This is a genomic window from Desulfitibacter sp. BRH_c19, assembly GCA_001515945.1.
Taxonomy (GTDB): domain Bacteria; phylum Bacillota; class DSM-16504; order Desulfitibacterales; family Desulfitibacteraceae; genus Desulfitibacter.
In genome coordinates this window covers 1-21232 of sequence record LOER01000038.1, presented here as the reverse complement: position 1 = coordinate 21232, position 21232 = coordinate 1, and the positions used below count along the sequence as shown (strand labels likewise).

The window sequence follows — 21232 nt, the reverse complement described above, 5'->3', positions numbered from 1 at the left end:
CTTTTCAAATTTTAACTAAAAATCATGTAGAATACAGAATTCAGGAGTCATAAGCCAGAAAAAACAAAACACTTAATAAACACCCTTATAAGAAACGGTATAATGAAGCGAACCATTAAAATGAGTTTGTGCAATTATTGATTTATGGAGACAAAAAAGGCGTTATGGTTTGCTTGTCTGAGCGAAGCGAGTTGGTGAGCTCAATTGTGCCGTTTTCTATTGATTAAATGTTCCCGGCTGGTCACACATTAAATCTAAAGTTGATCATATCTCCATCCTGTACTATGTATTCTTTTCCTTCCAAGCGGAGTTTACCTAGTTCCTTTGCCTTGACCATGGTCCCGCACTCTTTGAAATCCTTATAGTTTATTACCTCAGCTCTAATGAAGCCACGTTCAATATCTGAGTGTATCTTACCAGCTGCAACTTTTGCAGTTGTGTTTCTTTTTATTGTCCAAGCCCTTACTTCATCTTCCCCGCTAGTTAAAAAGGATATTAATCCTAATCTTTCGTATATAGCTTTCGCTAAGAGGTCAATACCAGGTTCTTTTATATTTAGATCTTTCATGAATTCTATTCTATCTCCCTCATCTAGCTCACTAATCTCTACCTCTGCCTTGGCACAGACTTCCAATACAGAAAGATTTTTTTCCTTGCAATATTTAATAGTTTCTTCCCTATTCTCATAGCCCTCACTAAGCTGTTCTTCATCAACATTGATTACAATAATGACTGTTTTATCTGTCAAAAAATCAAGATGGTTCAATATCTCTTCTTCTGCCTCTGATAGTTCAATATTTGCCATTACAACTTCATTTTCTAATGATTCCTGCAGCTTTTGCAGGACTTCCTTTTCTGCCATAAGTTCTTTGGTGATTTTCTTGCCTGCATCAATTCTATCAATTCTTGTTTCTACTAACTGCAGGTCTGCAAGGAGCAACTCTGTACTAATGTTTTCAATATCTCGGATAATATTTATGGAACCATCCGAATGGATTATATTGTCATCAGCAAATGCCCTAACAATATGGACAAGACAGTCAACCTTGCTTATAGTACTAAGAAATTGATTTCCTGAACCCTTGCCTTCACTAGCACCTCTTACTAACCCTGGTACATCTGTAACTTCGATTTGAGCATAGGTAATTTTTTTTGGTTTGTACACCTGGGCAAGAAAATCTATTCTTTCATCAGGTACCTTTGCTAGGCTTAAATTAGCACTAACCTTGCCACTTTGAAAAGCACTTGTTTCTACCTTTGCATTTGTTAATAAATTGAAAAAAGTAGTTTTACCTACTGTAGGTAGTCCAACTAATCCTACTTTCATGATACAATCTCCCCTTCACTTCTAAATCTGATTTATGTAATATGACTGATCTTTATGTAGAAAACCACTATAATTTTATACTTTTACCCACTAGATAGCAATGGCATTGTTATTTAACTAATAAAATGTCCGCAGTCAAAATCAAGCCATCTTTAATCATAATTTTAAGACAGGTCTTTTTTTCTCTTATAGAATCTATTTGTTCACCTGAAACGTATGCTTTTAATCGCATGTCTTTTAGATTATCTGGTACTGGATGATAATTATCATCTGGATATAGATTTATATGATACAAAGCTTTACCGTTTTCCCTATCTACTTCTCCTCTAAACCCTAATCTTTTGGATAGTAGCAGGTTTCTGTTTTTGTATTTTTTAGCAATGTCCTTAAAAAAATCTGCCGCTCCTACTATGAGCTGAGAGTTTGTAATATTGTTTACTTCTAGTAAAACAGGTTGAGAATCTAATGATCCTATTATCATTTTTCTAAGGTAATCCAATAAAGGCCGAAGCTTTGGTTCTTTTAACAAAGCATAAAGTATAGTCAACAAGTCATGATATTCTTCTGGGGATAACTGCGGATTCTGTCGCCGAATTTTTTTCAACAATTTTCTATAATCAGAAATCTTTCTAGTATGGTGTAATAAGCCTTTAATATTGATAGTGCTATTTTCAAAGGATGAATATAGTTGTTTTTTGGTTATATCTATCCAAGTATCTAATTGTTTTTCACAGTACACCTCAGGGAAACACATGATTGCAATCCCTTGAGAGTTGGCATATTGTCTTATCTTAGAAAAAATATTTGTTCCAAAGACCAATAATATACCTTTATACTCTACAGATAAGAATTCACCATCTGACCTGACACCACCATAAATTTTATGAAAATATTCACCAACACTTTGACCACTTGCATCAGGTAACGGATTATAGTTTTTAGGTCTAGCCTGCTGAAGGTCATTTACAACTCCAGAAAGCCACATTATCTGCTGCCATTGGTTATCATAATCTCCATTTATAAATTTAGGTATTAATACTGTGTCATTGCTAAATGGAACAAGGTTTTTTTCTACTATAATAAATGATACTTGATGTATTCCACCTCTTCCTTCTATATATCTTCTTGGAATGCCTGCTATATAGCCAGCTTCCCGAAAAATAACAGCTAGGAAAAGCTCCAAAAGCTGTTCATTATTTAAATGTACAGGCATGAGTTACTCCCTTCTTAGTGCCTTAGCCTATTTATAGCCTAAAGGTCTTTAACAAATACTAAAAATAGGATACCCAAAATACTTAAATTGAATTAGGTACTAAAACTTTTTCCTGTTTTTTGCTCCTTCTAATAGGTGCTGTGAGGTCTAAAAATCTTTTCATGCAGTAGAGGCCAAATTCAACTAGAAACCCAATGAAAATGGAAAATACAACTGTGCCAATTCCAATAGGACCACCAAGTAAAAAGCCTACTCCAAGGACAGTAATTTCTATACTTCCCCTCACATAACCAATACGTATTCCGGTTTTCTGGTTGAGAGCTACCATTAAACTATCCCTTGGGCCGGGTCCCCAGTTGGCACTTATATACATACCTGAACCAAATCCATAGATAAAGGACCCAACCAGGAAGAAAAGAATTCGCACGGCTAGGATTTCTGGACTAAAAGTAAAACCCATAAAGACTATCAGGTCAAAAAATACACCTATGAAAATCATGTTGAGTAGTGTTCCTAGGTTTGGTTTTACGCCCATAAAATAGCTGATAATGATTAGAACTAACCCTGTTGCCTGCATAGTTTGGCCAAGTGTTAATGGAATATATGTCTCTAACCCCAAATGAAATACGTCCCATGGGGCAACGCCCAATGCTCCATTAATCATAAAGACTACTCCTAATGAGATCAGAAATAGCCCTGACATAAAAACACCAAACCTCTTTCTTCCTACCCACCAATCAATCTTCATAAATCCTATCCCCTAATTTCTTGTGCTATTTTTTGGCCAGTTGGAGTTTTTGCAAGGCCTCCCTGGGCAGTTTCTTTATACTTAGATGACATTTCTTTACCGATTTCTGACATTGCATCAATAACTTCATCTGCTGGAATAACACTTTTTACTCCAGCAATAGCTAAGTCAGCAGCAACTAAGGCTTGAACAGCAAGGAAGGCATTTCTTTTGATACAGGGTACCTCCACTAATCCAGCGACAGGATCACAAACGAGTCCAAGCGAATTTTTTAGCGCCAACGCTGCTGCATCTAACATCTGTTCTGGAGTTCCCTGATGCAAATATACTACTGCACCAGCTGCCATGCTAGCTGCAGAACCACATTCGGCCTGGCAGCCTCCTTCAGCTCCTGCAATTGTAGCTCTTTCAGCAATGATAGTTCCAATACCAGAGGCAATAAAAAGGGCATCAACTAATTCGTCATAACTACTGTTTCTTTCTTCTCCTACTGTTGTTAAAATTGCTGGCAAAATTCCACATGAGCCTGCAGTAGGTGCAGCGACAATACATCCCATGGCTGCATTCAATTCACTAACTGCAAGGGCCCTAAATGTTACCTTTGAAATTCTATCATCCGCTATTTTTCCTTCTTTAACGGCATCAAGAATTTTGACCCCTTCTCTATTTGCAAGTCCTCCCATGGTAGCTTCCTTTTTTTCAAGCCCCTCTTTTATTGAATTCTGCATCACCTTCAAGTTATTGGACATTTTTTCCCTTATTTCTTCTTGGCTTTTTCCTGATGCTGACACTTCTCCTCTTATAACTACTTCTACTAAAGAAATACCATGTTTATCAGCTAGAGATGTCCATTCTTGTAAAGAGTGAAACTTTTCCATATTAATTTACCACCTCTTAAAATTCTATTTTTCTTAGATATTTTACATGTGCTATAGCCTCTAATTTATTTAGTTTGGAAACCACTTCTTCTGTCAAAGGTTGATCCACTTGTACAATCATCAATGCTCTATCTCTGTTTTCATTTCTTGAAACACGCATAAAAGCTATATTTACATTCTCTGAGGCAAGGATAGCAGATACCTGTGCCACCATACCCAATTGTTCATCATATGAGCAAATAAGAGTATGATATTCGCCCGATAGATTTACTGCAAAACCATCTATTTCTTTGATAGAAATTCTTCCTCCACCAATTGATACTCCTATAATTTCTGCCCTGTGATCTCCACCATAAATAACGATTTTTGCTGTATTTGCATGATAGGGATGTTGTCCTTCTAATACAAAATTTATCTTAACATTTTGTTGCTCAGCAATTTCTAGGGCATTTTTTATTCTTGAATCATAGGTGGTCATTCCAAGAATACCAGCTACTAATGCTCTGTCAGTACCATGTCCCCTGTAAGTCATCGCAAAAGACCCATATAGAGTAATATCCGCTCTAATAGGTTCATTACCAAGGATCTGCCTTGCAACTCTGCCTATATTTACTGCTCCCGCTGTGTGGGAGCTAGATGGTCCTACCATTACTGGCCCTAGAATATCAAATACACTACTCATTCATTTCACCTCCAACAAATTCCAAAACAACTCATTTTGGTAGTATAAAGAAAAATTTTACACCTTTATAATCATTAAGTACTCCAATTGTACCCCCATGGGCTTCGATAAGGCTTTTAGTAATTGCCAATCCAAGTCCTGAGCCACCCTGTTCTCTGGCTCTTCCCTTATCTGCCCTATAAAATCTATTAAATATATAGGGTAGGTCTTTGATAGATATAGACTCCCCTTCATTAAATATCTCTACATATATTTCTCTAGCCTTTTCTCCCCCTGAGATACTTATTTTTTGCCCAAATGGAGTATGTCTGATTGCGTTACCCAGAAGATTAATTATTACCTGAGTCATTCTTTGCGAATCCATACTAATTTGAGGTAGTTCCGGAACTGTAATAGAAAGCTCAATTTCCTTATCTTGAATGGAACCTTCAAATAAACCTACTACTTTTTGTAGTAATAAATCTAGTCTTGCATTTTCTTTATTTAAACTCAATTTGCCTACCTCAGCCAATGATAAGTCCTGTAAATCATTTACTAGCTTACTAAGACGAATAACTTCATCATTTAATGATAGGATAACCTGAGTCTCTGGTTTGGTTACACCTTCTTGAATGCTTTCCAACTGTGCCCGCAATGTGGCAAGTGGGTTCCTTAATTCATGGGCAACATCAGCTACAAGTGTCTTTCTTGCCATTTCGGTTTCTCGCAGTTTTTCTGTCATAACATTAAATGCCTGGGCCAGTTCTCCTACTTCATCATCCCGATCCAAATTAACTTTTACTTCCCATTCACCCTTGGTTATTTTTTTTGCAGAATCCGTGAGTTGTTTTAGTGGGTGAATCAATCTATTACTAAAGGATATTCCAATCAGGGCTGCTATGATTGCAACCAGTATTCCTCCACCAATGCTAGAATAATAAACTGATCTAAGAAACTGGCTCTCCATGGTGGCAAGTCCAGGAATTTCGTACTCCACTTTTAGATATACATAACCAATAATTTTTTCATCTATCTGAATGGCACTAGCTTGTTGGAGTTCATCCCCGTTTAATGATTGACTGTCAAATCTATCTGTTGCTGCAAGTATATCACCGTTAGGTCCAGCCAGTACAATCATTTCACCTGAAGTAACTCTTCTACCCCTCATCATTCCCATGCTACCGTTTTCCCTGGAACCTGGTAATATTTGATTTACACCCTGCCAAGAGCCTCTTTGTAAATAGTGTTCCGCCAAAACCCTAGCCCACTGAACTTGTCTTGTGATTCTATACTCATTGAGATAATCTGCAAACAGCCTCTTTGTGTTGATAACGGTAAAAAGAGCAAAAGCTAAGGCAACCAGAAATGCTATTGCTACTAATCCAGCTATAATTCTAACTCTTAGTGTCTTCACTAATATTCTCCCCCATTTTATATCCAATACCATATACTGTTATGATATAGCCCGGCTTATTAGGGTTTTTCTCAATCTTTTTTCGTAAATTGCTCATATGAGTATCAAGCGACCTCTCATAACCCTCATAGGCTTCTCCAACAGTCTCTAATAACTGAAGTCTAGAGTATACTCTGCCAGGCTTTTGAACTAAATGAGCTAATAGCTTGAACTCAGTAGGTGTCAATTTAACCTGTCTTCCATCTACCATCACAGAATGTTTGTTTAAATCTACAGCTAAGCCGCCATGTTTAATAAGCTCATCATCTACAATTAGATTTCCATACCTGCGCAGGACAACTTTTATCCTAGCAGCCAGTTCTCTAAAACTAAAGGGTTTTGTCATGTAATCATCTGCACCCATTTCCAATCCCATGACCTTATCAAATTCATCACATTTTGCAGTAAGCATGATAATGGGTACGCCCGACTGGCTCCTCACATCTCTACAAATATCCAAACCACTTTCATCTGGAAGCATCCAATCAAGGAGGATTAAATTGATAGGTTGATTATCTAAGACATGTCGTGCACCTTTGCCATTATATACACTAGTAACTTTGTAGCCTTCTTGAATCAAATAATCACTTACAAGCTTATTTAGTTTCTTTTCATCTTCAACTACAAGGATATGCCTTGCCATTGTTATCCATCTCCCTACCTCTCATATCAGGATTATATACTATTTTATTGCTAAAGTGAACTCGTTCAGCTAAAGTTGAACATCGGGGAATCAGATGGAGACTCTACTCCACCAGATTTAGCCAAATTAGGGACATTCCTGGTTCTGCTCACAGGTGTGTCCCCTTTCCTTATATTGAAGTGGGGGATCTTAGCATATATAATATTTTGGATAAAATAAATTGGGACAACCTGGTAAGTGTAAAGCTATTGATAGTCAAAAAAGAAGGGGATTTCCCTTCTTTTAAAAGTTTGACTTTAGTTTTCTTCAGTTTGATTCGCAAAATATAATCAAGGAAGTTTTTCATCAGAGGTTAGATGCTGTTATTATAATTTCCATTCATCCCTCTGCCCATTTGTCCTCCAAAACCTTTTCCACCCATTCTTTCTGTCATTCTCTCATACATGTTTTCCCCGTTAAACTCTCCTAGATAACATCCATCTGTTCTTTCTAACATATATTCCACTCTGGACTTCATATTCTCAAGACGTTCATCAGCAAGTTCTTGGCTAATGATTCCCTGTTCAACCATCTCTTGCAGTACATCTCTTCTTTGTTCAAGAATTTCCTCTTTAATGTCTTCTACATCTAGTCCCTTAGCTTCAGCAATTTCTTCAAAAGATTTACCTTCAATGCGCATTTCTCTAATCTCATCATAAGATAAACCAGTTAATTCTTCTAAGGCTTGCATAGGAGACATGGTCTGTCCACCAGCCTGGGTGCCACAGCCCCTTCCTAGACGTTGTGGTCCATAATCGTCTCCTTCAACAGCTACAGTTGCATTACCAACACCGTTTGGAAATGCGAACCCGACTACTGCCATTGAAAATAGAGCTATCAACAAAACACCCACAAAAAATATCTTTTTCATCTTATTACACCGTCCTTTTCTAAATTCTTATATGTTTATCGTACAATGCTAGTATATACCTCTAATTTTAAAAACCTTATAAGAAAACCTTAAGATATTCTTAAGATTTTTTAGACTTTCTCTTCCCACTTCTGATAAAGTTCCGCTAATTGATCTTCAATTTGTTTATAGCCTTCTGTACACTTTCTTACTTCTTGAGGATTGCTATAAAGTTCTGTATCCCCAAGTTTCTCACCGAGAACACCAAGCTCCTCTTCCAAAACTTCAATTTGCTTTTCTATTTCTTCTACAGATATCCATTTTTCCTTTAGGTTGGTTGGCTTAGCTTTAGAAACCTTTTTTGTAACTACCTTATTTCTTTCCAACTTAGCTTCCTCATCAAGCTCGGCCTCTCTTTTTTTCCATCTATAATAATCAAAATCTCCAAGATATTCTTTTATATTTCTTTCTTCCAGTTCAAGAACCCTAGTAGCAAGTTTGTTTATGAAATAACGGTCATGGGAAACAAAAAGTAAATTTCCGGGAAATTCTATAAGAGCTTCTTCCAGAACTTCTCTAGTTTGAATATCAAGATGGTTTGTAGGTTCATCTAAAATCAACAAATTTGCATTTTGCAGAAAAAGCTTGGCAAGCATCAGTCTGCTTCTTTCTCCACCACTAAGAGAGCTTACTTTTTTCTCCACACTATCACCAGAAAATAAAAACCTTCCAAGTACAGACCTAACTTCATTTTCTGTCATTCTCGGATTTAGCCACAGCTCTTCCATCACCGTATTATCTAAGTTCAAATCCTCATGTTCCTGAGTAAAAAAGGCAGTTTTAACTCTAGAACCAAACCTAATCTCGCCACTACCTGAAATCCTGCCTGCCAGCATTTTTAGCAGAGTCGTTTTTCCTGTACCATTATCACCTATTAAAGCAACCTTTTCACCCTTCCAGATGTTGATATCTATGTTTTTAAACAAAAGATTTCCTGGATACTCCATCGATAAGTTTTTCGCTTCGAGCACCTTCTCTCCTGTGCCTGTCTCCATACGAAACTTTATTGAGGCCGTTTTAGCATAATCGTCCGGTCGCTCAACTCTTTCTAGTCTGCTAAGAATACTTTGCCTACCCCTTGCCTGTTTTGATTTAATACCGGCCTTATATTTTCTAATATAATCCTCTTGACGTTCAATATGATCCTGCTGTTTTTCATATTCTTTTCTGTTAGCCTCTTGGCGTTGTTGCTTTAAAATTAAGTATCTAGAATAGCCACCAGGATAGCTTTCAATTCCTGATTTTCTAAGGTCAAGGGTTACTGTTGTAACCTGATCAAGAAAATATCTATCATGGGATACAAGCAAAATTGTGCCCACATAATTTACCAAATAGCCCTCTAACCACTCTACAGACTTTAAATCAAGATAGTTAGTAGGTTCATCTAAGATTAATAATTCAGGGTTTCTAATTAGTATTTTTGCAAGGGAAATCCTTGTTTTTTGACCACCACTAAAGGTACTTAAAGTTCTAGTAAAATCATCCTCCTGAAATCCCAGACCAATCAAAACTCCCCTGATTTTACTTTCAAAACTGTAGCCACCTTCTCTTTCATAAAGTTCAACCGAACTAGAATATACAGTCATTACCTCTTCTAGTTTTTTGGAATCATTATATACTTCAGGCAAAGACATTTTAGTCTGATATCTGTGGATCTCTTGCCTGAGCTTTAAGAGGTCCTGATACTCTTCTAGAACATAGTCAAGTAAGGGTTTGTCCCCTTCCAAGATACTAGTTGATTGTGGAAGGTACGCTACTCTAATGCCCTTACCAAAGGTAATCACACCCTTATCCACAGATTCCTCTCCAACAATACCTTTTAAAAGGGTAGACTTACCTACACCATTTGGCCCCACTAGGCCAACCTTTTCTCCTTGGTTAATTACTAAAGATACTTCTTCGAATATATTGTCTACTCCAAAACTTTTGGATAAATTGTTACACTGGAGAATAATCAACTATGACACCTCACTTCACTTCAACATTTTACCTCAAAACAACAATAATTGCATTCAAAAAGCAAAAAGAGGCAACTAATCGCCTCTTTCCCTTTACGATAGGTAATTCTTAATTTTCAAACCACACAGTCAAGGTATTAATGGTCATAACCCTTTGGAAGGATTGTTGTTTTTCCTTCATGGTTTCTCAAAAGATATTCATTTTCATTTTCGCCCTGAATATAATAGTCTGGCATTAAAGGAATCTTTCCTATATTTGTAGCTATAACATACATTGGCTGAGCTAATCCAGAAGTATGCCCTCTTAAGGTATCTCTTATAAGCTCTGCCCCTTTTGTTACGGGAGTACGAAAGTGATCAATACCCGGTGCTGGCTCGAGATAAAAGAGATAATAAGGTCTAATTCTAATATTTAAAAGTTTTTGATGTAGTTCCTTAAAGGACTTTTTATCGTCGTTAATTCCTTTTAATAGAACCGCTTGATTCCCCACATTGACACCACACTTTAATAGATCCCAAACTGCTTCAGCGGTTTTCTCAGTAATTTCTTTAGCATGATTACATTGGGTATTTAACCAAATAGGAACTTTGTGATATTGACTTAGTACTTTCTGTAATCCCTTTGTAATCCTATGTGGAAGAACTATTGGCAACCGACTTCCAAATCTTATCATTTGAATGTGGGGAATTTCTCTTATTTTTGCAATAATGTACTCAATCCTGTCATCTGAAAGAAGTAAGGGGTCCCCACCAGTTACCAATACCTCCCTAATTTCTGAATGCTCTTTAATCCATTCTAGTCCTTCATCAACATCAAGTCTAAGTTCTAAAGACTCATCCACCACAAGCTCTTTACGAAAGCAGTGCCTACAGTATATGCCACAAGTATTTACTACTGTAAAAGCAATCCTATCTCGATATTGTCTTGCAATCGTATCAGGACGATTTTCTTCATCACTACGATTCTCTTTAAAAACTAAATAGCTTTCAATACCATATTTATTTTTCTGCTCTTCCTTTGAAGGAATGATTTGCTTTCTTATGGGGCAATTAGGATCATCTTTATCCATAAGTGAAGTAAAATAGGGAGTTGCTCCCCATTTTGCTGATGAATTCTCAATTGCATCTTTTTCGTCTCTAGTTACATTTATATATTTCTCCAGTTCCTCCAGAGTATTTACTTGATTTCGCATTTGCTCCTGCCATTCCTCAATTTCAGCCTGGCTATTTTTTTTAGTCTCATTCTTAGTAATATAAGTATTATCAGTACTATAACATTGTTCCTGCATGCTTTCATACTCCTTTTAGTTTCTTCTATCTGTTAGTATGTTTTATTTGAGCTAATTAAAACATGTATAATTTTTCCCCATAGTAATATTTGAATAATGTTCTAGTATTCTTACACATACTAACAAATGATAACCCAAAGTTTTTAAATTTTATTTAACTAGGAGGCTACAATTATTATGCAACAACAGGGGCAACAACAAAAAGTCCAGCAAAGTCTACAAAAAGTTCAAAAAGCACAGCAGTCTATCCAACAAGCTCAAGCTAATGCAAATCCACAAAAAATGCAGCAAGCACAACAAGAGCTTCAGCAAGCCCAGCAAGAAATTCAGCAGCTACAGTCTCAAGCTGGAGGCAACGCTCAGCAACAGCAGCAGCTTACCCAAGCACAGCAAGAACTACAACAGGCACAACAACAGCTTCAACAAGTACAGCAGCAACAACAACAAAAGTAAGCAGATAAAATTAAAATCGAGTGCGATTTCATATCCGCACTCGATTTTAATCCGCAATTTATCGATTACTTTAGCAGATAGCCACTAGAACTTACGAAGTGATAATTTTGTCTGGAATATCTGTAATGATGTATTCTACTCCCCACTCAACCAATCTTTTAGCGAAAATATTATCATTAACAGTAAAAGGTATTACTTGCAATCCTACTTCTAGGCACCGTTTAACCATTTGTTCTGTAACTGAAGTAAAGAAAGGATTCAGGGAGTATGCATCAAGCTTCATTCCAAACTCCCATGGGTCAACTAAACCTGCGTAATATAGAAGACCGATTTTAGCATTACTGCACTTTTCTTTTATATTAACCAGACTGTAGTGATTAAAGGAAGAAAAAATTGTCCTATCCAAAAAATTATAGTGCTTTACTATATCCAAAACTCTATCCTCTAAACCAGCGTACTGAATTATACCTGATTTTAGCTCAATATTTATAATAAAGCCCCTGTCACCAATAAATTCTAAAACCTCTTCAAGTAGAAGAACCTTCTCCCCAATAAATTCGTCTCCAAACCAACTACCTGCATCAAGTTTTTTTATATCCTCCAAAGTCATATCCTTGATAAAACCCTTTCCATCTGTAGTTCTATCAACTTTTTCATCATGTAGTACTATTACATGACCATCCTTCGACATTTGAATATCAAGCTCAATGCCGCCAAGACCTAGATCTAAGGCCTTTTTAAATGCAGCTAAAGTATTTTCTGGAGCTCTCCTGGAAACACCTCTATGAGCAAGAATTTTTTCCTTCACAACAATCCCTCCCAAAAAATGTTTTGGTTTTGTTTATGGTTATGTTTATAATAACTATAATATCATTATTATCTGAAAGAGTCTGGATCTGCAACTTTTTTGACCAATTTTGTTTAAAATCTGTTAAGAATTATGTTAATGGTGAAACCAAAATGTCAATTTGTCAAGCCTGACCCCACACCAAAGGAGGAATATTTATAATGGAAAGAATATTAAATACACTAGAGTCAATAAAAGAGGAGGCTTGGGAGATCAATGACTTTATGTATAGAAATCCAGAATTGGGTGATCAAGAATATCAGGCTGTAGAAAAACTCACAGCCTTTTTAAGTAAACATCATTTTAAAATTGAAATGGGAATAGCAGATAAACCTACGGCTTTTATGGCCATATATAATAGTAATATTCCAGGACCAAAGATTGCCTATCTATGTGAATATGATGCCTTACCTGAAATTGGCCATGGATGTGGTCATAATATGATTGGAACCATGAGTGCGTTAGCTGGAATCGCTCTTAGCAAAATAGTAGGTGAAATAGGAGGAACGGTAATAGTATTAGGAACACCAGCCGAGGAAACTGATGGCGGCAAAGTATATATGGTGGAAAAAGGAATATTTGGTGATATTGATATAGCTATGATTTTACATCCATTGGGCGAAACCTTTGAAAGTGGTGGTTCTTTAGCACTGGATGCTATCCAATTTGATTTCAGAGGAAAAACAAGTCATGCGGCAGCACAACCAGAAGCAGGAATTAATGCATTGGATGCAGCCATTCAAACCTTTAATGGAATTAATGCATTAAGACAGCATATTCAATCGGATGTTAGAATACATGGTATCATTAAAGAAGGTGGCGTAGCAGCCAATGTAGTACCTGATAAAGCTGTTGCTCAGTTTTATGTAAGAGCTAAAGAACGTACATACTTAGATACGGTAGTGGATAAAGTAAGAAACATTGCAAAGGGTGCTGCATTAATGACAGGTGCAACCGTAAATATATCAAATTATCAAATAAGCTATGATAATATGATCACTAACCAAGTATTATCTAAAGCCTTTATTAACAATCTCAAAAAGGTAGGGGTAACAGAAATAAATCCGGCCAGGGCAAGTTTCGGTTCTATAGATATGGGTAATGTCAGTCATGTAGTACCTTCGATTCATCCATATATTGGATTAAATCACCCGAATGTTAATGCACATACCAAGAAAATGGCAGATTTAACAGTATCAGAAATTGCTCATGAAAGAATTATTCAGGGAGCAGCCGCCTTAGCTTTAACAGGATATGAAATTATAAATGACAATGGATTGCTAATGAAAATTCAAAAAGAGTTTAGTGAGGATTAAACCTGCAGATTAACATAATTTATATCTTCTGGGTCAGGTCCTGGAATGAAATCAAGTATTGAATCTAGTACTTCAACCTTGGTAGATAATTTTAAATCTGGATAGCCAGCTCCTATTAAGGCAGTTTTTAATGTTTCAATTTCACTAATTACAATTTCCTCAGAAATATCACTTGCACAGCTAATACTAACCTTTAAGAAAAGATTTTTATAATCCATTTTAAACCATAAATCTCCCACAGCTTTTGAAGTTATTTTAACGACTAAAAAGCATTGTTCGGGAGATATTTTTGCTTTCTTATGGTTCTGGGTCATTAGATAGATATGGTTTTCTAAAATAGGCCATCCATAAATATTATAATTACCAAGAACAAGAGTTTCTCTGGTGTTTAAAAACTGAAAAAAGAGAGTTTCCTCCTTTTTATCCAGTTGCCCCTTGAAAAAATTGTTTAATTTTAAAAGATTTTCTAAATCACTCTCTATATTTACTGATCTTAACCAGGCAGCTAATTGGATTAGCCTTGATGGCTTTAAATTCATTTTTTGAATAATATTACCCTGTAATTTGGTAAACTCTAAAACAGTCTCCCTACTTAATGGTAACCTTAATCTTACCATTTGTTTAATTACTTCTTCTATAATCTCATTTGTTTTAATACCCATTGCCTTTGCAATACTCTGCTCTGGCTTAAGCACACTACTATCCTCATTAACTATCTTTAATCTAATCTCCTGGGTTTTAACCCCTTCTATAAGAAGCCTTAATAGCTGTCCCTCTTTGACATAGGCTTGAGCTTTAGCTTCAATAACATGGGACCCAATTTTTAAAGAAAGGTCATTTCCTTTTACACTTAAGACATTAGCCCATAGCAATTGCCCTGCTTTCACATTTAAGATAGATTTCATAGATTCTGATCTATTTATAATAATGTTTTTTATCTGATTAATTTCCAATGGGATCCCTTTCTGGTGTATTATACTTATTATCCAACTTCCATACGAAAGCTAATATATGGGCCACAGCTTGATATAACTCGGTTGGAATTTCAGAACCTAACTCCATTGAAGCCAAGATTTCCGCTAGTTGATTATCCTCATGAACATGAATGCCTTCTGCTTTAGCCTTTTCTATAATATGCTCGGCAGTTACTCCTTTACCAGCCGCAATTATGATAGGTGCTTGATTTTCTTCTTGGATATATTTTAGAGCTGCAGCTAATTTGATAGGCTTTTTGGATATATATGGCATTATGTTCACCTACTTGCATAAAATCTTTGCCTCATGTATAATAATAATTGCCAAAGAAAAACTATAAATAATCCTGCTAAGTTCGTGTTAGGGCCGGTTATTTTGAAACCAACACTAAAACATTGGGAATTCGGTGTCTGGTTGAGTATGAAAAGCCTTCTGGGAAAGGAATTCAAAACCAACTAGCAGAGTACCCACCTGCGTAGGCAGGTTTCTCAAAATTCCGGCAAACGGCTAGAGCGGGAGATGCAACTCGACCCTGAGTATTATACTCAGGGTTTTTTATTATACTATCAAAAAGTATAAGGTCAAACAAGGTAGATAGTATTCACAAAGACTAAGGCCTCCGCCTGTGCCTAAGGACTTGGCGCACTATAGTACTGGTATTTCTACGCATTGCAAAAGACACAATGCTAGAACTACTGGCGCAGCCAAGTTTTGTTTTATATATTCTATGAAACATCAGTTCTACAAAACTTAGCTAAATCCTTTAAAATATTTCCGTAATAAAAAAAACATCTAAGGTTAAAAGCTTTCCATTTGGGCAAGAATCATGTATGAAAAGGAGGCCAAATATGAAGATTGGTATACCTAAGGCATTAGCATACTACTATTTTTATCCCTTCTGGGAATCCTTTTTTAAAAATTTAAATATAGAAACAGTAGTCTCACCAACAACGAATAAGGAAATTTTAGATTCAGGAGTAAGACTTGCTGTAGATGAAGCTTGTATTCCAGTAAAACTGTTTTTAGGCCATGTTGCTTATCTAATGGATAAAGCTGATTTTATATTTATACCAGGAATAAAAAGTACTGAGCCCAAGAGATACTACTGTCCTCAGATGATTGCTTTACCAGAAACCACTAGGACAACATTTTCAAAACAAGTTTTTTTAACCCCTGAAATCAATTCCTATAATAGACAATTTAAATGGAAGGAAGACTACTACGAATTCGCCATAAAGCTTGGATATGATCATTCAAGAGCCTGGGATGCTGTTGAAAAGTCATGGACAATGCATGAAAATGTTCCACCCCGTGTAAAACAAAATGCATCTGCAGATTCCTGTCTTGAGATTGCAATCATTGGCCAGCCATACCTATTAAACGATTCATTTATTAACTTTGATCTTAATAAAAAACTAATAGACTATGGTGCAGTTATTAGAATACCCCAGGAGCTTTCCCCCTCTCAAGTTGATGCCAATACAAAAATATTAGACAAGGATCTATTCTGGAGTTACCCTAGAAATATGGTAGCTGCTGCTAAGCATTATTCCCAGGAAGAAATCGTTGATGGTTTTATTTTTCTGAACAGTTTTGCCTGTGGTACTAATGCCATAATAGAGCCCTATATTTTAAAAATGACAGAAAATGTACCAGTCTTGACAGTTACATTAGACGAACATACAAGTCCTACTGGAATGCAGACCAGGTTAGAAGCATTTCTAGATATGGTTATCAGAAACAAGGAGGTAAAAAATGAAAGTGGCCTTTCCCTTAATGGGGCATTTACATATAGGTCTGGAAGCTTGCTTTGATGTTCTAGAAACTGATTATCATATAAATAAGCCCATAACTAAAAGAACCATCGAGCTTGGAACAAAGTATTCCCCCGAGTTTGCGTGTCTTCCCTTTAAAATTAATGTAGGCAATTTTATTGAAGCGTTGGAAGAGGGTGCTGACACTTTGATTTTTGCAGGTGGTTTCGGTCCATGTAGATTCGGGTATTACGGACAGACACAGTTTGTGATATTAAAGAATCTAGGATTTAAATTTGACTATCTAATAGTTGAAATGGTAGAAAAAAATCAACAAGACCTACTTAATAAATTAAGGCTAATCAGCAACTCAAAAAATATACTCCAGGTTCTTTATGCAGTTCACTTTGGGTACTCAAAGCTAAAATTAATAGACAAAGCCGAGAAATTCGCTTTATATTGCAGGCCTAGAGAATTATCAAGAGGAAGTACTTGTAGAATATTTGAAGAAGTCACAGATAAGGTTAAAGGTGCACGTTCTTACAAAGATCTGATAATGATACATTCTAAAATGCAAAAGTGGTTTCAGAAAATACAAGTGGACAAAAATAAAAAGCCTATGAAAATAGGCCTTGTTGGTGAAATCTACTCTCTTTTAGAACCAAATATTAATCTAAATTTAGAAAAGAAATTAGGACATTTAGGAATTGAGTTAGTCAAATCCATTTATATTAGTGATTGGGTAAAAGAAAAGATTTTTCTTGACGCACTAGGCTATAAAAATCATGAATACCTAGAAAACTTTGCCTCCCCATATATTAATAGAGATATAGGAGGTCATTGTTTTGAAAATGTAGCAAAGGCAAATATGTTTATTGCTAGTAATTGTAATGGGATTATCCACATGGCCCCCCTTACATGTATGCCTGAAATAGTGGCAAAGGGGATCTTAAATAGATCTACTGAAGACAAAGAAATACCCTTCATTTCTATCTTCATAGATGAGCAATCAGGTGATGCTGGTTTACAAACCAGGTTAGAAGCTTTTGTTGATCTATTAGAATCTTCTCTTCCATAGTTTAGCTTTAGTCTCCCGACCATATAAAAGTCTTTCAATATTGCCTCTATGACGATATACCACAAATACGAAAACTAGGATGCTTACTATTACTTTCCAGATACTTTGCTTCAGTACAATACTAGAAACCACTAAGGTAAGAGCTCCTAAAAGTGAAGCCAAGGATACATACTGTGTAATTACTAAGGTAGCAAAAAAAATAATGGCGGAGATCCCAATTGCAACTGGCATTATTACCAAAAACACTCCGGTTCCTGTGGCGACACTTTTTCCACCTCTTAAACCTGCAAAGAGTGGGTATGCATGACCGAAGATCGCTGATGCTCCTGTAATTATGGCACCTAGCTCTCCTGCAAGTATTAGACCCAAATAGGCAGGTATCAGACCCTTAATTATATCTGCACTAGTTACTATCATGCCACCTTTAACTCCAAGAACTCGAAAAGCATTAGTTCCCCCCATGTTACCACTTCCATGATCTCTAATATCTATCCCAGATATTAGTTTTCCAGCAATAAGCCCTGAAGGGATGGAGCCTATGAGATAACCAATCAAAATAAGAAAAACAATGGTCACTTAGCATTGACCCCCTCATTAGTTTATATATAATAATTATAACACTTATCTAATAAGAATTATACACATGGTATATTTACTTTGATTAATATGACAAACGAAACGTCCCTTTGTCACCCGAAGATAGTAAGAAGAATGCCTGCAGCAACAGCTGAGCCTATAACGCCTGCTACATTTGGACCCATTGCATGCATTAATAGGAAGTTCTTTGGATTGGCTTCTGCACCAACTCCCTGTACTACCCTTGCTGCCATAGGGACTGCTGATACTCCAGCGGCGCCTATAAGTGGATTGACTTTTCCACCCGAGAACTTATACATAATCTTTCCTATTAATACTCCTGCAGCTGTACCTACGGCAAAGGCTACTAAACCTAGTACAATAATACCAATAGTGCTCCATGTTAAGAAGATAGCTGCCTTGGCTGTTGCGCCCACAGTTAACCCTAAAAATATTGTTACTATATTTATAAGAGCATTTTGTGCTGTATCAGACAATCTTTCTGTTACTCCACTTTCTCTTAAGAGGTTACCTAACATCAACATACCTATAAGTGGTGCTGCAACTGGGAGCATTAAAATTACTACAACTGATACCGCAACTGGAAATACTACTTTTTCCCTTTTTGAAACAGGCCGAAGCTGTTCCATTACTACTTCTCTTTCCTTTTGAGTTGTGAGGGCTTTCATAATCGGTGGTTGGATTATAGGCACTAATGCCATATAAGAGTATGCAGCTATAGCTATTGTCCCTAACAAATCTGGTGCAAGGTGGGATGCCAAAAATATCGCTGTTGGTCCATCTGCTCCACCTATTATTCCTATTGCTCCTGATTCAGCTGGTGTAAAACCTAAAAATAATGCTCCTATGAATGTTACAAAGATACCAAATTGAGCTGCTGCCCCAAGCAATAAAGTTTTTGGGTTTGCAATTAAAGGTCCGAAGTCTGTCATTGCACCTACGCCTAAAAATATAAGTGGTGGGTATATTGCAAGGTCTATTCCCTGGTATAGATGATACAAGAATCCTCCAGGATCCATAATTCCTGTAGCCGGCAGATTGGTAAGCATTACACCAAAGCCTATGGGAAGCAATAGTAAGGGTTCGTATTTCTTAACTACCGCTAAATATATTAGTATAAAGGAGATTAACAGCATAGCTGCTTCCCCTAAACCAAGATTTACATATCCGGTTTGAGATATAAGCTTCTCTAAAGCTTCTAGAATCATATTTTGCCATCTCCCTTCCAAGATGCTATCCAAGATGTAATGATGTAAGATAATATTAACCTATAATCAACAATGTTTCCCCTGAGTTTACTGACTGCCCTTCTGATACAAGTATCTCTTTAATCTGTCCGTCTACTGGAGCAGTTATTTCATTTTCCATTTTCATTGCTTCTAATATGAGTATCACTTGCCCTGCAGCAACTGTATCTCCAGACTTTACTTTAATAGATAAAACTTTTCCAGGAATCGGCGCTGGTACTATTTCCCCTTCTGCTGCAACTTTTGGAGTTTCTTTAGGAGTTTGTGCTATTTGTGGAGCTGTTGTAGGAACTGGTGCTGTTTTTGATATTTCTGCAGACTTAGCACCTTCTACACCTATTTCCTCTACTTCAACTTCATAAGTTTTACCTTCAATTGTAATTCTCAATAGTTTTTTCATCCTATTTTCCCCTTTCATCTATGCCAATCAACAGCATTCTCGACAGTTTGAGTTATTCCGTTCTGCCAAGTCGGCTCCAGCTTGGACTTAAATCATAATCTATTCTTTTAATCGTTCTTATTCTATAAGTGCTTCTGGAATTTATCGTGCTAGCTACCGCCGTGGCTATAGCAACAATAATCTCTGATGAAATTTGTTCTTCTTTATCTAGTTGTGATGGTTCTTCTATGGTTGTAGCTAAACTCTTACTCACTTCTTCAATACCTTTTTCAGATCTGTTTTTATGATTTATTAGTACTTTTGACATACTCCTGGTTAACATGAATAATATCCCAAGTGCTACTATTACTACACCCATACCTATTAGGGATACTTCCATACCTAATACTAACATATCCATTTTATTCCTCCTCTACAAGATGTCATGTAATTAAGTTACGCTATGTCACTTTTTTCCTGATTCTTATTCCTGCTTCTTGCCTTTATTGACTTCCATCCTCTGACCTCCGCCTACAGCGGTATATTATTATGCTTTTTATTCGGACGACTTTCTCTTTTTGTAAGTAGCATTTCTAATGAATTGCATAGATACGGTCTTGTTAGTGCTGGGTCTATAACTGCATCAACATAGCCTCTCTCTGCTGCTACAAATGGATTGGCAAATTTCACTCTATATTCTTCTATTTTCTCTGCTCTTTTTTGTATTGGGTCTTCTGATCCTTCTATGTCTTTTCTGAAAATTATATTTGCTGCTCCTTCTGGGCCCATTACTGCTATTTCTGCACATGGCCATGCTAATACCTGATCGGCTCCTAAGTCTCTGCTACACATTGCTAGGTATGCTCCTCCATAAGCTTTTCTGATAACCAGGGTTATTTTTGGTACTGTTGCTTCACAATATGCATGCAGCATCTTTGCTCCGTGTCGTATTATTCCTCCGTATTCCTGGTCTGTTCCCGGTAAGAATCCTGGTACGTCTACGAAGTTTACTATTGGCATATTAAATGCATCACAGAAACGTATAAACCTTGCTGCCTTATCTGATGCGTTTATGTCTAGGCATCCTGCCATTACTCTTGGCTGATTTGCTATTATTCCTATGCTTCTTCCATTTAGTCTTGCAAAGCAGATTACTATGTTCTGCGCATAAAGTTCTTGTACTTCTAAGATTTGACCATCATCTACTACTGTTTTTATTACGTCTCTGATGTCATAGGGTTTATTTGGGTCTACTGGTACGATGTCCATTAGTTTTTCTTCTGCTCTTCCTGGGTCATCTTCTGTGGCTACTAATGGTGCTTCTTCCATGTTGTTTGATGGTATATATGATAATAGTTCTTTTATTTTTTCTAGGCACTCTTCTTCTGTTTTTGATGCAAAGTGAGCTACTCCACTTTTTTGGTTATGGGTTACTGCTCCTCCTAGTTGCTCTGCACTTACTTCTTC

The 21232-nt window shown here is 36.5% G+C and carries 21 protein-coding genes and 1 pseudogene; 4 read left to right on the top strand and 18 right to left on the bottom strand.

Going from position 1 to position 21232, the window contains the following annotated elements:
* Positions 1-241 precede the first annotated feature (241 nt).
* The 10 genes from APF76_03240 to APF76_03195 form a co-directional block, all read right to left on the bottom strand.
* Entirely contained in the window at positions 242-1327 is a 1086-nt protein-coding gene (locus tag APF76_03240; GenBank protein ID KUO49537.1) for a hypothetical protein, read from the bottom strand.
* A 109-nt stretch (positions 1328-1436) separates the two neighbouring features.
* The gene (locus APF76_03235) at positions 1437-2540 is read right to left on the bottom strand and encodes a hypothetical protein (protein ID KUO49536.1); all 1104 of its coding nucleotides are present in this window, start codon (positions 2538-2540) and stop codon (positions 1437-1439) included.
* Positions 2541-2622: 82 nt separating this feature from the next.
* Positions 2623-3288, bottom strand: a complete 666-nt coding sequence (locus APF76_03230; protein ID KUO49535.1) for a hypothetical protein — start codon at positions 3286-3288, stop codon at positions 2623-2625.
* Positions 3289-3293: 5 nt separating this feature from the next.
* Entirely contained in the window at positions 3294-4166 is an 873-nt protein-coding gene (locus APF76_03225; GenBank protein ID KUO49534.1) for a serine dehydratase, read from the bottom strand.
* A gap of 16 nt (positions 4167-4182) precedes the next feature.
* Positions 4183-4848, bottom strand: coding sequence for a serine dehydratase (locus APF76_03220; GenBank protein ID KUO49533.1), 666 nt, complete (start codon positions 4846-4848; stop codon positions 4183-4185).
* 31 nt (positions 4849-4879) lie between these two features.
* Positions 4880-6241 (bottom strand): hypothetical protein, encoded by a 1362-nt coding sequence (locus APF76_03215; GenBank protein KUO49532.1) that lies wholly within the window; start codon positions 6239-6241, stop codon positions 4880-4882.
* Positions 6222-6923 (bottom strand): hypothetical protein, encoded by a 702-nt coding sequence (locus tag APF76_03210; GenBank protein KUO49531.1) that lies wholly within the window; start codon positions 6921-6923, stop codon positions 6222-6224. The genes APF76_03215 and APF76_03210 overlap by 20 nt, the downstream gene beginning before the upstream one ends.
* A 352-nt stretch (positions 6924-7275) precedes the next feature.
* The gene (locus APF76_03205; GenBank protein ID KUO49530.1) at positions 7276-7833 is read right to left on the bottom strand and encodes a hypothetical protein; all 558 of its coding nucleotides are present in this window, start codon (positions 7831-7833) and stop codon (positions 7276-7278) included.
* A gap of 110 nt (positions 7834-7943) precedes the next feature.
* Positions 7944-9830 carry a hypothetical protein gene (locus tag APF76_03200; protein ID KUO49529.1) on the bottom strand — a complete coding sequence of 629 codons (1887 nt, stop codon included), beginning with the start codon at positions 9828-9830 and terminating at the stop codon, positions 7944-7946.
* Positions 9831-9967: 137 nt separating this feature from the next.
* Positions 9968-11023: a lysine 2,3-aminomutase gene (locus tag APF76_03195; GenBank protein KUO49580.1), complete on the bottom strand. Its 1056-nt coding sequence runs from the start codon at positions 11021-11023 to the stop codon at positions 9968-9970.
* A gap of 273 nt (positions 11024-11296) precedes the next feature.
* Between APF76_03195 and APF76_03190 the strand changes: the two genes are divergently transcribed.
* A complete protein-coding gene (locus APF76_03190; GenBank protein KUO49528.1) occupies positions 11297-11572 on the top strand; it encodes a hypothetical protein in 276 nt (91 codons plus the stop codon).
* 91 nt (positions 11573-11663) lie between these two features.
* Here APF76_03190 and APF76_03185 read toward each other — a convergent pair whose 3' ends face one another.
* A complete protein-coding gene (locus tag APF76_03185; protein ID KUO49527.1) occupies positions 11664-12380 on the bottom strand; it encodes a hypothetical protein in 717 nt (238 codons plus the stop codon).
* Positions 12381-12577: 197 nt separating this feature from the next.
* Between APF76_03185 and APF76_03180 the strand changes: the two genes are divergently transcribed.
* Complete coding sequence (locus tag APF76_03180; protein KUO49526.1) at positions 12578-13735, top strand: amidohydrolase; 1158 nt, start codon at positions 12578-12580, stop codon at positions 13733-13735.
* On the opposite strand, the gene APF76_03175 is transcribed toward APF76_03180, so the two are convergent.
* Both APF76_03175 and APF76_03170 read right to left on the bottom strand, forming a co-directional pair.
* The gene (locus tag APF76_03175) at positions 13732-14688 is read right to left on the bottom strand and encodes a hypothetical protein (protein KUO49525.1); all 957 of its coding nucleotides are present in this window, start codon (positions 14686-14688) and stop codon (positions 13732-13734) included. The genes APF76_03180 and APF76_03175 overlap by 4 nt on opposite strands.
* Entirely contained in the window at positions 14678-14983 is a 306-nt protein-coding gene (locus APF76_03170; GenBank protein KUO49524.1) for a hypothetical protein, read from the bottom strand. Before APF76_03170 ends, APF76_03175 begins: the two co-directional genes overlap by 11 nt.
* Positions 14984-15558: 575 nt before the next feature.
* On the opposite strand from APF76_03170, the gene APF76_03165 reads away from it, so the two are divergent.
* Both APF76_03165 and APF76_03160 read left to right on the top strand, forming a co-directional pair.
* A complete protein-coding gene (locus APF76_03165; protein KUO49523.1) occupies positions 15559-16524 on the top strand; it encodes a hypothetical protein in 966 nt (321 codons plus the stop codon).
* Positions 16466-17542 carry a hypothetical protein gene (locus APF76_03160; GenBank protein KUO49522.1) on the top strand — a complete coding sequence of 359 codons (1077 nt, stop codon included), beginning with the start codon at positions 16466-16468 and terminating at the stop codon, positions 17540-17542. The genes APF76_03165 and APF76_03160 overlap by 59 nt, the downstream gene beginning before the upstream one ends.
* Here APF76_03160 and APF76_03155 read toward each other — a convergent pair.
* The 5 genes and pseudogenes from APF76_03155 to APF76_03135 form a co-directional block, all read right to left on the bottom strand.
* Complete coding sequence (locus APF76_03155; GenBank protein ID KUO49521.1) at positions 17522-18118, bottom strand: hypothetical protein; 597 nt, start codon at positions 18116-18118, stop codon at positions 17522-17524. The two genes, APF76_03160 and APF76_03155, sit on opposite strands and share 21 nt — an antisense overlap.
* 113 nt (positions 18119-18231) lie before the next feature.
* Complete coding sequence (locus APF76_03150) at positions 18232-19344, bottom strand: glutaconyl-CoA decarboxylase subunit beta (protein ID KUO49579.1); 1113 nt, start codon at positions 19342-19344, stop codon at positions 18232-18234.
* A 58-nt stretch (positions 19345-19402) separates the two neighbouring features.
* A complete protein-coding gene (locus APF76_03145; protein KUO49520.1) occupies positions 19403-19786 on the bottom strand; it encodes a hypothetical protein in 384 nt (127 codons plus the stop codon).
* Positions 19787-19838: 52 nt separating this feature from the next.
* Positions 19839-20186, bottom strand: coding sequence for a hypothetical protein (locus tag APF76_03140; GenBank protein KUO49519.1), 348 nt, complete (start codon positions 20184-20186; stop codon positions 19839-19841).
* A gap of 110 nt (positions 20187-20296) precedes the next feature.
* Positions 20297-21232: pseudogene (locus APF76_03135) on the bottom strand.

Coding starts and splice junctions, on each gene's coding strand:
- APF76_03160 (KUO49522.1), top strand. CDS start 16,466: ATGAAAGTGGCCTTTCCCTTAATGGGGCATTTACATATAGGTCTGGAA.
- APF76_03225 (KUO49534.1), bottom strand. CDS start 4,166: ATGGAAAAGTTTCACTCTTTACAAGAATGGACATCTCTAGCTGATAAA.
- APF76_03205 (KUO49530.1), bottom strand. CDS start 7,833: ATGAAAAAGATATTTTTTGTGGGTGTTTTGTTGATAGCTCTATTTTCA.
- APF76_03195 (KUO49580.1), bottom strand. CDS start 11,023: ATGCGAAATCAAGTAAATACTCTGGAGGAACTGGAGAAATATATAAAT.
- APF76_03165 (KUO49523.1), top strand. CDS start 15,559: ATGAAGATTGGTATACCTAAGGCATTAGCATACTACTATTTTTATCCC.
- APF76_03240 (KUO49537.1), bottom strand. CDS start 1,327: ATGAAAGTAGGATTAGTTGGACTACCTACAGTAGGTAAAACTACTTTT.
- APF76_03210 (KUO49531.1), bottom strand. CDS start 6,923: ATGGCAAGGCATATCCTTGTAGTTGAAGATGAAAAGAAACTAAATAAG.
- APF76_03170 (KUO49524.1), bottom strand. CDS start 14,983: ATGCCATATATATCCAAAAAGCCTATCAAATTAGCTGCAGCTCTAAAA.
- APF76_03190 (KUO49528.1), top strand. CDS start 11,297: ATGCAACAACAGGGGCAACAACAAAAAGTCCAGCAAAGTCTACAAAAA.
- APF76_03235 (KUO49536.1), bottom strand. CDS start 2,540: ATGCCTGTACATTTAAATAATGAACAGCTTTTGGAGCTTTTCCTAGCT.
- APF76_03230 (KUO49535.1), bottom strand. CDS start 3,288: ATGAAGATTGATTGGTGGGTAGGAAGAAAGAGGTTTGGTGTTTTTATG.
- APF76_03220 (KUO49533.1), bottom strand. CDS start 4,848: ATGAGTAGTGTATTTGATATTCTAGGGCCAGTAATGGTAGGACCATCT.
- APF76_03145 (KUO49520.1), bottom strand. CDS start 19,786: ATGAAAAAACTATTGAGAATTACAATTGAAGGTAAAACTTATGAAGTT.
- APF76_03140 (KUO49519.1), bottom strand. CDS start 20,186: ATGGATATGTTAGTATTAGGTATGGAAGTATCCCTAATAGGTATGGGT.